Source organism: Aquimarina litoralis (assembly GCF_039523995.1).
Taxonomy (GTDB): Bacteria; Bacteroidota; Bacteroidia; order Flavobacteriales; family Flavobacteriaceae; genus Aquimarina; species Aquimarina litoralis.
Window position 1 is genome coordinate 289,042 of sequence record NZ_BAAAGE010000002.1, and the last position, 12,914, is coordinate 301,955.

The 12,914-nt window shown below is 31.7% G+C and carries 13 protein-coding genes; 10 read left to right on the top strand and 3 right to left on the bottom strand.

What is annotated here, in order from left to right:
• The first annotated feature begins 70 nt into the window (after positions 1 to 70).
• Both ABD077_RS10215 and ABD077_RS10220 read left to right on the top strand, forming a co-directional pair.
• Positions 71 to 493 (top strand): PaaI family thioesterase, encoded by a 423-nt coding sequence (locus ABD077_RS10215; RefSeq protein ID WP_343912214.1) that lies wholly within the window; start codon positions 71 to 73, stop codon positions 491 to 493.
• Between the two features lie 5 nt (positions 494 to 498).
• On the top strand, positions 499 to 1,578 hold the full coding sequence (locus ABD077_RS10220; RefSeq protein WP_343912215.1) for an isochorismate synthase: 1,080 nt from the start codon (positions 499 to 501) through the stop codon (positions 1,576 to 1,578).
• A 77-nt stretch (positions 1,579 to 1,655) separates the two neighbouring features.
• Here ABD077_RS10220 and ABD077_RS10225 read toward each other — a convergent pair whose 3' ends face one another.
• Complete coding sequence (locus tag ABD077_RS10225) at positions 1,656 to 2,045, bottom strand: nuclear transport factor 2 family protein (protein ID WP_343912216.1); 390 nt, start codon at positions 2,043 to 2,045, stop codon at positions 1,656 to 1,658.
• A gap of 135 nt (positions 2,046 to 2,180) precedes the next feature.
• Between ABD077_RS10225 and ABD077_RS10230 the strand changes: the two genes are divergently transcribed.
• The 4 genes from ABD077_RS10230 to ABD077_RS10245 all read left to right on the top strand — a co-directional run bounded on the left by ABD077_RS10230 (position 2,181) and on the right by ABD077_RS10245 (position 6,371).
• Positions 2,181 to 3,071: a LysR family transcriptional regulator gene (locus ABD077_RS10230; protein WP_343912217.1), complete on the top strand. Its 891-nt coding sequence runs from the start codon at positions 2,181 to 2,183 to the stop codon at positions 3,069 to 3,071.
• A 190-nt stretch (positions 3,072 to 3,261) separates the two neighbouring features.
• Positions 3,262 to 4,986, top strand: a complete 1,725-nt coding sequence (gene menD, locus ABD077_RS10235) for a 2-succinyl-5-enolpyruvyl-6-hydroxy-3-cyclohexene-1-carboxylic-acid synthase (RefSeq protein WP_343912218.1) — start codon at positions 3,262 to 3,264, stop codon at positions 4,984 to 4,986.
• Between the two features lie 103 nt (positions 4,987 to 5,089).
• Positions 5,090 to 5,431, top strand: a complete 342-nt coding sequence (locus tag ABD077_RS10240; RefSeq protein ID WP_299601950.1) for a DUF2853 family protein — start codon at positions 5,090 to 5,092, stop codon at positions 5,429 to 5,431.
• Between the two features lie 106 nt (positions 5,432 to 5,537).
• On the top strand, positions 5,538 to 6,371 hold the full coding sequence (locus tag ABD077_RS10245) for a CvfB family protein (protein ID WP_343912219.1): 834 nt from the start codon (positions 5,538 to 5,540) through the stop codon (positions 6,369 to 6,371).
• A 29-nt stretch (positions 6,372 to 6,400) separates the two neighbouring features.
• On the opposite strand, the gene ABD077_RS10250 is transcribed toward ABD077_RS10245, so the two are convergent.
• Positions 6,401 to 6,877, bottom strand: coding sequence for a hypothetical protein (locus tag ABD077_RS10250; protein WP_343912220.1), 477 nt, complete (start codon positions 6,875 to 6,877; stop codon positions 6,401 to 6,403).
• 167 nt (positions 6,878 to 7,044) lie between these two features.
• Here ABD077_RS10250 and ABD077_RS10255 point away from each other — a divergent pair, with 167 nt between their 5' ends.
• The 3 genes from ABD077_RS10255 to ABD077_RS10265 all read left to right on the top strand — a co-directional run bounded on the left by ABD077_RS10255 (position 7,045) and on the right by ABD077_RS10265 (position 9,435).
• Positions 7,045 to 7,887 (top strand): 1,4-dihydroxy-2-naphthoyl-CoA synthase, encoded by an 843-nt coding sequence (locus ABD077_RS10255; protein WP_299896175.1) that lies wholly within the window; start codon positions 7,045 to 7,047, stop codon positions 7,885 to 7,887.
• Positions 7,888 to 7,979: 92 nt separating this feature from the next.
• Positions 7,980 to 8,771, top strand: coding sequence for a hypothetical protein (locus ABD077_RS10260; RefSeq protein ID WP_343912221.1), 792 nt, complete (start codon positions 7,980 to 7,982; stop codon positions 8,769 to 8,771).
• A 49-nt stretch (positions 8,772 to 8,820) separates the two neighbouring features.
• Positions 8,821 to 9,435, top strand: a complete 615-nt coding sequence (locus ABD077_RS10265) for a hypothetical protein (protein ID WP_343912222.1) — start codon at positions 8,821 to 8,823, stop codon at positions 9,433 to 9,435.
• A gap of 19 nt (positions 9,436 to 9,454) precedes the next feature.
• Here the strand turns inward: ABD077_RS10265 and ABD077_RS10270 are convergent, their stop codons facing one another.
• Positions 9,455 to 11,869, bottom strand: a complete 2,415-nt coding sequence (locus ABD077_RS10270; RefSeq protein ID WP_343912223.1) for an alpha-ketoacid dehydrogenase subunit alpha/beta — start codon at positions 11,867 to 11,869, stop codon at positions 9,455 to 9,457.
• A 323-nt stretch (positions 11,870 to 12,192) separates the two neighbouring features.
• On the opposite strand from ABD077_RS10270, the gene ABD077_RS10275 reads away from it, so the two are divergent.
• Positions 12,193 to 12,900 (top strand): hypothetical protein, encoded by a 708-nt coding sequence (locus tag ABD077_RS10275; RefSeq protein ID WP_343912224.1) that lies wholly within the window; start codon positions 12,193 to 12,195, stop codon positions 12,898 to 12,900.
• Positions 12,901 to 12,914: the final 14 nt, after the last annotated feature.

Here is a 12,914-nt window from a genome sequence, read left to right on the forward strand (position 1 = left end):
GTTAAAATAATAAATAAATATAGTTAGAATATTTTAACCTCAATGTTTATTTTTACCTAAAATTTAATTTATGAAATTATCAGAGGAAGAAATATTAGCAAAATGTACGGTAATGTGTAAGAACACGCTAATGGAAACATTAGATATTTCTTTTTGTGAAGTTGGAGATGATTATTTGGTTGCTAAAATGCCGGTAACACCTAAAGTACATCAGCCTGATGGAGTTTTGCATGGAGGTGCAATGGTTGCACTTGCTGAAAGTGTCGGTAGTGCTGCATCTCATATTTTTTTAGATACAGATAAGTTTTATATCAGGGGATTAGAAATTTCTGCCAATCATGTAAAAAGTATCAAAGAAGGGTATGTTTATGCGAAAGCAGAAATTGTGCACAAAGGGCGAACTACCCAGCTTTGGGATATAAAATTACGTAATGAAGAAGGTAAGTTAATTTCTATTGTAAAACTAACCACTATTGCTTTAGCGAAATCATAAATTATATGGATATTTCAGAGCTATACCTGAAAATCCAATCACAATTGGATCAGCAATTACCTTTAGCGGTTTATAAAAAACCAGGTACGAATGAGGTGAATTGTTTTCTGCAAAATGATGACTATTTACATGAGGTGAGTTCATATGATAGTTCTGGTTTTGTTTTCGCGCCTTTTAGCAATTCCGAAAAGACAGTAATTATTCCAGATACTGAGAGTTCTTTTTTTACATCAATTGTTCCTTTTACTGCTAAAGACTTAAAGTATGTTTCGAAGAACTCTTCTGATGTTTTCGTAGAAGATAAGGAAAGAAAAGCTCATATATCACTAGTAAATAGTGGAATACAAGCAATTGAAAATAGTACGTTTAGAAAAGTTGTGCTTTCCAGAAAAGAACAAATTCCTTTTTCGCAATCTAATGCGTTAGAGGTTTTTCAACGCCTGGTTGATTTATACGCTAATGCCTTCGTATATTTTTGGTATCATCCTAAGATTGGAATGTGGTTAGGAGCAACTCCAGAAACTTTATTGCATATCGATGGTGATAATTTTTCGACCATGTCATTAGCGGGAACACAACCTTATAAAGGATCCATGGATGTGTCTTGGGAGGCAAAAGAAATCGAAGAGCAGGCTATGGTAACTGAATTTGTACTGAAAGAACTTGCTGACAATGTAAATACTATCCGTAGATCCGAATCTTATACGCATAAAGCAGGAACCCTTCTTCATCTTAAAACCGACATTACTGGAACGCTTAAAAGCAATCCACAGAGTATAAAGAATATTATCGAAGTTTTACACCCAACTCCTGCAGTATGCGGTTTACCAAAAGAAGAAGCTCGATCTTTTATTCTAGAAAATGAAGGGTATGATAGAAAATATTACACTGGTTTTTTAGGAGAATTACATCGCTTTAATGATGGTAGATCTTCGTCAAGCCTATTTGTCAATTTGAGATGTATGGAGATTTGTAAGGATCAAGCGCTATTGTATGTCGGTGGAGGTATTACCAAAGATTCTATTCCAGAAAAAGAATGGGAAGAAACTGTTAAGAAAACCGAAACTATGAAAAGAGTTTTGTAATTCAATAACGATACAAATAGAGATTGATCTTTTTTTACTTTTTTTTTGTGATTAATTAGTTCGTAAATGTTTACAAACTAATTAATCTCTTTTTCTAAGTGCCATATTTTCGAAACAATTTGCCAACCATTTTCTCCATTAACAAATGCAAGGTGGTCAACAAATACATTCTTATGTGCTCTAATTCTTATTTTTACAGTTGTGCAATGAGAAGACAGCCAGTCAATCATTAAAATTTCTGCTTCAGGTTTTTGTTTGGCATCTGCAGGAGATAATCTGCCTTCTACATCTTTGCTGAAGCTGTCTATGGGTTCAACAAAAATCTTTCCTTGGTCTACGTCGAATAAACTAGAACTTTTATGAAATACCTGGTTTAGTAGTTTGATATCACAATAGTACAACGCATCGAAGTACATTTGAATAGCATCTAGTAATGCTGTAGTGGAATTAGTTTTTTGCTTTTGCATATTTCTAAGGTTTAATTTTTGTCAAAATTAGTTTGATTGTTTTATTGTGCTAGATTATAAGATTGAGACATTTTAATTCTTAGCTGAATTATTTTCAACTAGTCCATAAGCAATGAATAGTTAACTTTGTTGTGTATGGAAATCAAGTATTTTAGATTAATAAAAACAATTGTAGAAGAAGGGAGTATCGCTAGTTCTTCGGAAAAACTGTTTTTAACACAATCTGCTTTAAGTCATCAATTGAGAGAACTCGAATCAAGGTTAGGGTTTAAGGTTTTTCTGAGAACTAGAAATAAATGGAAATTAACAGATGAGGGTTATGAGCTCTATAATTTAGGGAACACAATTCTGGATAGTATTGAAAAAGGTTTTGAAAACATTAAACAGTTACAGGCTGGTTCTACAGGAACTATCAAGGTAAGTACTGAATGTTATAGTTTTTACCAAGGTTTTTCAGCTTTTATTCAAAAAATGGGCTTGTTGTATCCAGAAATACATGTTGATTTGATTCTTGAAGCAACACATCAGCCTATTTCTAAAATGTTGTCAAATGAAATAGATATTGCCATAGTCACTTCCAAACCACAAAATGAAACTTTGACAAGCATTAAGGTTTATGAAGATGAGATTTTTGCAATTATGCATAAAGAAAGTCAATATGAATCTGTTGATTTTGTAGATGCTATTTTTTTTTCTAATTCACACTTAATAATTCATTCTTTTCCATTGGAAACAGTTTCTGTATATGAACACTATTTAAAACCAAATGGAATTCATCCATTAAAAATATCTGCTATACCCTTAACCGAAGTTGCTTTAGAAATGATCGCTGCTAATATGGGGATTATGTGTATGCCAAAATGGGCACTAAAATCTTTTAAATTATCAGAAGATTTGATTTTTAAAAAAATTGGTGAAAATGGTTTAAAAAGAACACATCATTTAGTATTTCGAAAATCTGATGTGTCAAAAAAGTATATCCACGATTTTATTTCGAATTTTGAAGATCATTTTTCAAAGATTTGATTAGTCACATCTTTGTTTGTAAAATGATTTATTCAGAGCTAACCTATCACGATATAATTTGAGGTATTTATTAGGGATATGTTTTTGGTATTTCCAGTGAGTTGTTAAATGACAAAACTTTAAAATATAGATTAAAATACATTAAAAAGATTGGCTTTACTTATCCCTATATTGTAATTTAGCAATTCGAATGAAGAAACGTTTATATTCCAAAATTCCTTTATCGCAAACTATCGTTGCCTTATGTGAGGCAAAAGGAATTCATCATGTTGTTATATCTCCTGGATCTAGAAATGCACCCTTAACAATTGGTTTTACAGAAAATCCAGAAATGCAATGTTATAGCATTGTAGATGAAAGGTGTGCTGCTTTCTTTGCCTTGGGTATCGCACAGCAAATTAGAAAACCAGTAGCGTTGGTATGTACTTCGGGGAGTGCGTTGCTAAATTATTATCCAGCTATTTCGGAAGCTTTTTATAGTGATATTCCCTTAGTAATCTTAAGTGCTGATCGTCCTGTCGAAAGGATAGATATTGGAGATGGTCAGACCATACGCCAGAAAAATGTTTTTGATAACCATATTTTGTATTCTGCAAATCTATATTCTGAAATTGTGCCAGAAATAGCAATAGAAGATATTAAAGTAAAGCAGAAACAACACGAAGCGCAAAAGCATAATGAACGAGAAATCAATTTAGCATTAAATGTAGCTATTCAAGAAAACGGTCCAGTACACATTAATGTTCCTTTTTACGAACCTTTATATGATACACTAGAAAAGCCTACAGTTTTTCCAAAAAACATTCCCGTTGAGTTTACAGAACATCGCATATCAAAAACGTTATATGCTAATATGTTGGATGAATGGAATGGGGCCAATCGAAAGTTGATATTAATTGGAGTTAATTATCCGAATGTTATCGATCAGAAATGGATTGATCTTTTGGCTAATGACCCTTCGGTACTAGTACTTACCGAAACTACTTCTAATATTCATCATTATTCTCACATCAATTGTATTGATCAGTTGATTACCTCTTTAGAAGAAAATGATTTTATGAAGCTACAGCCAGATGTTTTACTAACATTTGGAGGTATGGTTGTATCTAAAAGAATCAAAGCTTTCTTAAGAAAGTATCAGCCCAAAGTACATTGGCACATAGATGAGAAAAAGGCATATGACACTTATTTTTGTCTAACCGAGCATATAAAAATGAATCCAAATAAGTTTTTGTTGGATTTTTTACCAAAAACAACGGTGACTGTTAATGATTATAAATCTTATTGGATTTCGGTTAGAGAGAGGAGACGTGCAAAGCATAAAGAATATGTTGAGAAAGTAGATTTTACAGATTTAAAAGCATTTGAAGCAATATTCGATGCAATTCCGAATCATCAAATGATTCAACTAAGTAATAGCTCTACGGTAAGGTATGCTCAGTTGTTCTCCTTAAATCCTTCCTTTAGCGTATTTTGTAATCGCGGAACTAGCGGTATCGATGGTAGTACTTCTACTGCTATTGGAGCGGCTATAGTATCAAATACACCTACAACCTTACTAACAGGTGATTTGAGCTTTTTTTATGATAGTAATGGATTATGGAATAATTATATACCTTCAAACTTTAAGATCATTCTTATTAATAATGGAGGAGGAGGTATCTTTAGAATTTTACCAGGTAAATCTGAGAGCGATAACTTTAGTACATATTTTGAAACAAAACATAATTTAACCGCGGAGCAGTTATGTACTATGTTCCAAATAAATTATCATAAAGCGGCTGAATTAGATACTTTATTAGAAAAACTTCAAGAACTTTATAAAAATAATGAATCGCCACAACTCTTAGAGGTTTTTACACCTCGAAAAGTAAATGATAGTGTTTTAATCGATTATTTTAAGCATTTTATCTAAAAAATCGTTTTTATTATAATTTATAAATGAATTATTCATTTATAAATAGATTATATTTGAGATAACATAATAAATTAACTAAAACCTAAAACATTATCATTTTATGAGCAAGAGAGACGATTTAATTGCTAAGTACGCAGCTGACCTTAAAGATAAAATTGGACAAGAGCCAGATATGGATCTTTTAACGAAAGTAACTATTGGTTGCGGTCCTTCTATTTATAATGCAGATGCTTCTACAGTTTCTGGTAGTGATCAGAGTGAGTTAGACACTGTAAAAAACAATTTCCTTATTAAAAAATTAGGTCTTTCTGATGGAGATAAGTTAGACGAAGCGATTGCTTCTGTAATGGAAGCTTACGGAAAGTCTAATAGAAACAAGTACAGAGCTGTTGTGTACTATCTTTTAACAAAGCATTTCGGAAAAGAAGCTATCTACAACTAGTAGATCAGTAGAAAAAACACAGAAAAGGTGCCGATTTAGGCACCTTTTTCTTTTTTAATATATTCAGGTTAATTAAAAAAGTATCTTTGCGCCAAAATATCAGACAATGCTTAAACTAGGTGAGTATAATACATTAGAATTTGTACGAGAAAGAGATCAGGGTGTATACCTTAGTGATGATGAAGGAAATGAAGTCTTATTGCCTAATAAATATGTACCGAATCAGTTTATGATTCGTGATGAGATCAAAGTATTCGTATACTTGGATCATGAAGAGCGTATTGTAGCAACTACCTTAGAACCTTTTGCAACGGTAAATTCTTTTGCTTATCTAAAATGTACGACGGTTTCAGAAATTGGAGCATTCATGGATTGGGGACTAGAAAAAGAACTATTTATTCCATTTAGAGAACAGGCTTCCAAAATGCGAGTTGGTAGTTGGTATCTTGTATATGTATACTTGGATAAAGAAACCAATAGATTAGTGGGTTCTAGTAAAACGAATAGATTTTTAGATAATTCTTTGGTATTACTCTCTTCATATGATGAGGTTGATTTAATAGCTTCTCATCCTTCTCCGCATGGATGGAATATGATTGTGAATCAAAAATATTTAGGTTTAGTATATCAAGATGAAATTTTTCAAAAGTTAACTACTGGAGATCAGCTAAAAGGTTTTGTGAAAAAAGTACGACCGGATGGTAAAATTGATCTTACTTTGCAAAGACATGGATATAGATCTATTGAGCCAAATGCTGAACAAATACTTAAAGAATTAGAATTACAAGGTGGATTTATCGATTTGAATGATAAGTCGGATCCAGATGATATTAAAGAAGTTTTTCAATTAAGTAAAAAAAGCTTCAAGAAGGCTATTGGGTCTTTATATAAAGCTAAAAAAATAGTTATCGAAAAGGATGGTATTCGCTTAGTAGAATAACTATCCGATAGATGTTAATAGAGTCCTGATTAATAGGTTAAAGGTACACCAGTTACTGGACAATAAATACCAGTATACGTGCTGGCATCCCGATAAGCATTATTTTTAATACCACCGTTACTCGTATTGGAATTATTGTATCCTCCATTACCAGTAATAGATACTCTGAAAGCACTTTGTGGTGTAGCAGTTGGAATAGCAACATTATATTCAGACTGAACAAATTTATTTTCAGGAAGTAATAAGATTGGTGTTTCGTTTTTTAAATGTTGTTTTCGTAAATCTACAGCCAAGTTAATTTCCATTAACTGATAATTTCCAGTTGCTATAGTCTTCCTTATATAAGAAAGGGAAGGTGTAATTTCTTTGTGTTCCAAAGTGTATTTAGCGTCAATTTCAGAAATATGATCGCCTATTGCTTCCCATGATATCTTAAGGCTAGGATTTTCTTGTCCAAAAGAAGAAAAACTAAAACAAACTAAGAATATTCCAATAAAAAATCTCATAACTATAATTATCTGTTGCTGACTAAATTATCAAAAATCGTGCAAATCTGTTGTTAATTTACATAAAAGATATAAAAATATTGCTGTTTTAACTTGATTTAACTAAGCTAATGATATAGCTCGATACAATATATTGTATTATTTTTGATAGCGCTAAAAAAAATATAATGAGTTCAATAAACTGGAAAACTGCAAAAGAATATCAAGATATAACTTATAAAAAATCAAATGGTGTCGCTAGGATAGCATTCAATCGACCAAATGTTAGAAATGCTTTTAGACCGAATACTACTAGTGAATTATACGATGCATTTTATGATGCACAGGAAGATACTTCTATAGGGGTAGTATTACTTTCTGCAGAAGGTCCTTCTACAAAAGATGGTGTTTATAGTTTTTGTAGTGGAGGAGATCAAAAAGCCAGAGGTCACCAAGGATATGTTGGGCAAGATGGTATGCATAGGCTAAATATCTTAGAAGTACAGCGTTTGATCCGTTTTATGCCTAAGGTAGTTATTGCTGTAGTGCCTGGATGGGCAGTAGGAGGTGGTCATAGTTTGCATGTGGTTTGTGATCTTACGCTTGCTAGTAAAGAGCATGCCATTTTTAAACAAACTGATGCAGATGTCACAAGTTTTGATGGAGGTTATGGATCTGCTTATCTAGCGAAAATGGTAGGTCAGAAAAAAGCTCGCGAAATATTCTTTTTAGGAAGAAATTATTCTGCTCAAGAAGCTTATGAAATGGGTATGGTGAATGCAGTGATTCCTCATGATGAATTAGAAGATACTGCTTACCAATGGGCTCAGGAAATTTTAGAAAAATCTCCTACATCTATAAAAATGTTGAAATTTGCAATGAATTTAACGGATGATGGAATGGTTGGTCAACAGGTATTTGCTGGAGAAGCAACAAGATTAGCGTATATGACAGAAGAAGCTAAAGAAGGGAGAGATGCATTCTTAGAAAAAAGAAAACCTAATTTCAAAGATATAAAATGGATACCTTAATATGATTCGGTGTCTAGATTAATCGAGAAAAGCATATGAAGAGAATATTTTATAATTAATTTATTTTTAGGTAATTAATAAAATTCAAGCGTGTGAAAGATAAAGAAGACGAATTACTATCAGTACAATATAGGATTGAAAAATCTGGTATGAAGCAGCAAAAGCTTGAAAATCGTCTTGTAACTATTTCGGATGAGTTAAAGAGGAGTAAAAGGAATAGTTTGATATTCATGATCTTCTTTTTGCTTGTAATCGCTGGAATGTCTTTCGGCATGTATTATTTGAGTAAAGGTGATTCAAAATTCATTTCTGATGAAAGTGTGGATGCTAAAGCAGATATGGATAGAATCCAACAGATGAACGATTCTTTGAAAGATGAATTAACTAAATTAAAATCAGATATTTTAATCTACAAACAAAATTTGAAAACAGGCTCAGACGATATAGAAAATGTCATGCTTTCTGATAGTTTGAATTTAGTTGATTCAACAAATACAAAAAAGAAAAAATATAAAAAACAGCATTGCTATGTAAAAAGAGTATTTAGGAATAATGGAGTTATTTTTATAGAAGCTGATTTTATTGAGTTTTATAAAGGAAAAAAGGCGGTTCAAAAAGCAAAAGAAAATAATGATGCAGAATATGATATAGATAAGAACGGTGATACTTTATATTTTTTGTATAAAAATTACTATGTGTCTAATTTAAATGCAAAGTTGAGAAGACTGGAATTAAATGATAAAGTTCGTATTCAGAACTTGAATCAAATCTCTAAAGGATTTCCTTTAAAAGCTTTTGAAAAGATTATTTCTGATAATCCTATCATGGTATTAGAGATGCATGATGGTATTGTATATAGAATAACTCAGCAGAAATTACCTTGATATGCATTAGAACTTAATAAACCTATAATTTTAGTTAATACCCAGTAAGATGCCAGACATTAAAAATGAAGATCTTTTATCACTGCACTATCAGATAGAAAAGGCTGAAGTAGAGCAGCGTAAATTAGAAGATCTTTTAAATGAGCGATCGACTGAGCTAAAAAGAAATCGAGCATCTAAGTTTATGTTTAAAGTATTGTGCTCGGTCTTATTAATCTCTACAATAGCATTAATTATTTATGTAGTATTTTGGGTGAGTGATGAAACTCCTATCGTAAAAGTTAATAATAAAGAGTTCTCTTCTTTTCAATCTGAAATTAACGAGCTTAAGAGCGAGTTAAACGAATTAAAAAGTGAACAAACACATATTAATGAGTTAAAAGATTTGTATTTGTATAGAGATTTGATAAAAAAAGATACAGTGTATTCTGTGCAAATCCAAACTTTTACAGATAATAAAATCACATCGATTTCAGAAAAATATACAAATACACTGATTTATACAGACACATCGTTCTATAAATTTAGCCTAGGAATTTTTGAGACATTAAAAGAAGCTCAAGAATTCAGGAAAATTCTTCTTAGGTCTAGTGTTATAGACAAAAATATCTTCGTTATTTCCTATGTCGACGGAAAACGAATACGAATCGAAGATCCTTTTTAATGTGTCTCTAATCGCTCTGTTATCTTAGCTTAGGAAAATTAGCAGGATTTACTTCATTCATTATATCGTATACTTTTTCAAAGATATCTTCAGAAGAAGGTTTGCTGAAATAATCACCATCAGTTCCAAAAGCTGGTCTGTGCGGTTGAGCACTTAATGTTTGTGGTTCACTATCTAAATATTGATAGATGTTTTGCTCATCTATTAATTTATGTAAAATATAACCCGTAGCACCTCCAGGAACATCTTCATCAATAACTAAAACTCTATTTGTTTTCGCAATACTTTTAACGATATCATGATTTAAATCAAAAGGAATCAGAGATTGCGCATCGATTACTTCTGCATTAATACCTACAGAAAGTAATTCTTTGGCTGCCTGTTCTACAAGTCGTAAAGTAGAGCCATAAGATACTAAAGTAATATCTGTTCCTTCTTTTATCGTTTCTACTACACCTAATGGTGTTCTTATTTCGGATAGGTTAGAAGGCATCTTTTCTTTAAGACGATATCCATTTAAACATTCTACAACTACTGCAGGTTCATCACTATCTAATAGTGTATTGTAAAAACCAGCTGCTTTGGTCATATTTCTTGGAACTAAAATATGGATACCTCTTAATAAATGTATAAGTCCACCCATTTGTGAACCACTATGCCAAATTCCTTCTAATCTATGACCTCTTGTTCTTACGATTAGTGGTGCTTTTTGTTTAGCAAATGTTCTATATCGTAAGGTCGCTAGATCATCACTTAATCCTTGTATACAATACAAGATATAATCTAGGTACTGAATTTCAGCAATTGGTCTAAGTCCTCTCATTGCCATTCCAATTCCCTGACCGATAATGGTAGCCTCTCTAATCCCAGCATCAGAAACTCTAATTTCACCAAATTTTTGCTGTAAACCTTCTAAACCTTGATTTACATCACCAATTTTACCACTATCTTCTCCAAATATTAAGGATTCAGGAACTCTACTGAATATCTGATCAAAGTTGTCTCTAAGGATAACACGTGCATCAACTTCTTCAGCATTTTCTGAGTACTCAGGCTTTACTTCTTTTATATTAGTAGCATTACTATCAAAATCGTTGTAGAGATGATCACTGTATTTTGGTTGAATTTCATCAATATAACTATTGACCCAATTTTGTAATGTAGTTTTTTCTGAGTAATTCTCTTTTACGATATAGCGCAGCGCTTTTCTCGTTGCTTCTAATATGTCTTTGCGGATGGGTTCATCCTTTTCTGCTAATGTTGTAATAAGTGGAGTAATAAAATTCTTATTAGCACTTTTGGCTTCAACTGCTTTTAGTACTCCTAATGCTTGTTGCTGTTCTTCTTTTATTTCAGAAAGATATGCGTTCCAAGCAGCAGTTTTTCCTTTTCTAACTTCTTTTTTACAGGACTTTTCTAATTCAAGCAACTCTTCTGCGGTAGCAATATTATGCTCTATAATCCATTCCTTGAATTTTTTATTACAATCGTGCTCACGCTCCCAATTAAGTCGTTCTTCACTTTTATATCTTTCATGTGAACCAGAAGTAGAATGCCCTTGAGGTTGTGTTAGTTCTTTTACATGTATAATAACAGGAATATGTTGTTCTCTTGCTAAATCTTCAGCGGTTTCATATGCTTCCACCAATGCTGGGTAATCCCAACCATTTACTACAATAATCTCATATCCATCATGTTTCTCGTCGCGTCTAAACCCTTCAAGGATTAAAGAGATATTTTCCTTTGTTGTTTGATGTTTTGCATGTACCGAAATGCCATACTCATCATCCCAAATACTTATAACCATCGGAACTTGTAAAACCCCACCAGCATTTACAGTTTCCCAAAAAAGTCCTTCACTCGTACTCGCGTTTCCTATAGTACCCCAAGCTACTTCATTTCCATCGATAGAAAAATTGGTAAAATCTGCAACACTTTTTTCATTACGATATACTTTAGAAGCTTGTGCTAATCCAAGAAGTCTTGGCATTTGACCAGCAGTAGGGGAGATGTCTGAACTTGAATTTTTTTGTTGTGTTAAGTTTTTCCAGGTTCCATCTTCATTAAGACTATGGGTTGCAAAATGACCGCCCATCTGTCTTCCAGCAGCAAAAGGTTCTTTTTCTATATCTGTGTGTGCATATAGTCCTGCAAAAAACTCTTCGATGCTATATTGATCAATAGCCATCATAAAAGTTTGATCTCGATAGTATCCTGATCTGAAATCACCATCGCGAAAAACTCTCGCCATTGCCAATTGAGGTAATTCTTTACCTCCACCAAAAATTCCGAATTTGGATTTTCCTGTGAGTACTTCTCTTCGTCCTAACAAACTACACTCTCTACTAATTAAAGCTACTTTGTAATCTCTAAGTATTTGATTTCTATATTCTTCGAAAGAAATATTAGGTGTAATAGTTGTTTCAGGCTGCATGTGAACGATTTTTTACGGTGTGCAAATTTAGCCAAAATTAAGACCAATTCCAAGATTTGAAGTCTTAAATTTATTAAGGATAATTCAGTTAATTAACCTTTTCATTATTGAATTCTTTTTTTGGATTGTTTTTTTAAGATTGAATTAACAAATATTCAAAATTTTCACATTTAAAAAAATCATTCATATTTATATAGTTTATAAGTATTTTCTTTCATTAATCAGAAAAAAAAGTATAACTTAGAATCGAAATGCAATTTTTATCTTCACAATAAGACATTTAGTGATACTTAGTTATTGTGAATTTCATAAATATTATTTTTTTGAAAAAAAACAAACTAATCGATATCTTATTCTATATTTCATTTGCTATTGTTGTTATAGTAGCTGGTTTTTTTGATAAGAAATATTTAGCTTTTGCATTGCCTTTAATGATAATTTCTATAGGAATTAGTTATGTTAAAAATATAGAAAAGGTTAATATTTGGTATATAATCAGTTTATTATCAATGATTGTTTGTGATATTTTGATTTATTCTGATTTCGTGGGTAACTTTTCAATTATATGTTTACTAACGGCGTGTTATTTTCTGATGTGTTCTCTAGCCTTCAGGAAATATGTAGATTTTAAAGCTATTACTAAGAATACTTTTTGGTCAATACCACTTGTTGTAAGTGCTGCGCTTATTGTTTATTTGATAGTGTCTATATTCAATTTATTGGTTGATATGGTTAAGGATGCTATTTTGGAAGTAGTTATATGTTTGTTTTTTTCTACAGCGCATATATTACTTTCTTATATGATTTATAAACGAGATACGTATAAAGAAGCTTATAAATTAATAGTGGTTTCTTGTTTGTGTATTTTTATTGTGTCATTACTTCCTATAAACGAAATGTTTTATTCTAATAATATTTTTACTGTTTTAGTTAACATAGCACATGTATTGAGCTTATATTTATTCATGCAGTTTCTGATAAAAACACATCCCGAAAAAGATATTAAGGAAAAAACGAAGAAGTATTTATGATTCTGTATCAATAT

Coding starts and splice junctions, on each gene's coding strand:
- ABD077_RS10255 (WP_299896175.1), top strand. CDS start 7,045: ATGAGTTCAATAAACTGGAAAACTGCAAAAGAATATCAAGATATAACT.
- ABD077_RS10270 (WP_343912223.1), bottom strand. CDS start 11,869: ATGCAGCCTGAAACAACTATTACACCTAATATTTCTTTCGAAGAATAT.
- ABD077_RS10240 (WP_299601950.1), top strand. CDS start 5,090: ATGAGCAAGAGAGACGATTTAATTGCTAAGTACGCAGCTGACCTTAAA.
- menD (WP_343912218.1), top strand. CDS start 3,262: ATGAAGAAACGTTTATATTCCAAAATTCCTTTATCGCAAACTATCGTT.
- ABD077_RS10230 (WP_343912217.1), top strand. CDS start 2,181: ATGGAAATCAAGTATTTTAGATTAATAAAAACAATTGTAGAAGAAGGG.
- ABD077_RS10250 (WP_343912220.1), bottom strand. CDS start 6,877: ATGAGATTTTTTATTGGAATATTCTTAGTTTGTTTTAGTTTTTCTTCT.
- ABD077_RS10215 (WP_343912214.1), top strand. CDS start 71: ATGAAATTATCAGAGGAAGAAATATTAGCAAAATGTACGGTAATGTGT.
- ABD077_RS10220 (WP_343912215.1), top strand. CDS start 499: ATGGATATTTCAGAGCTATACCTGAAAATCCAATCACAATTGGATCAG.
- ABD077_RS10265 (WP_343912222.1), top strand. CDS start 8,821: ATGCCAGACATTAAAAATGAAGATCTTTTATCACTGCACTATCAGATA.
- ABD077_RS10225 (WP_343912216.1), bottom strand. CDS start 2,045: ATGCAAAAGCAAAAAACTAATTCCACTACAGCATTACTAGATGCTATT.
- ABD077_RS10245 (WP_343912219.1), top strand. CDS start 5,538: ATGCTTAAACTAGGTGAGTATAATACATTAGAATTTGTACGAGAAAGA.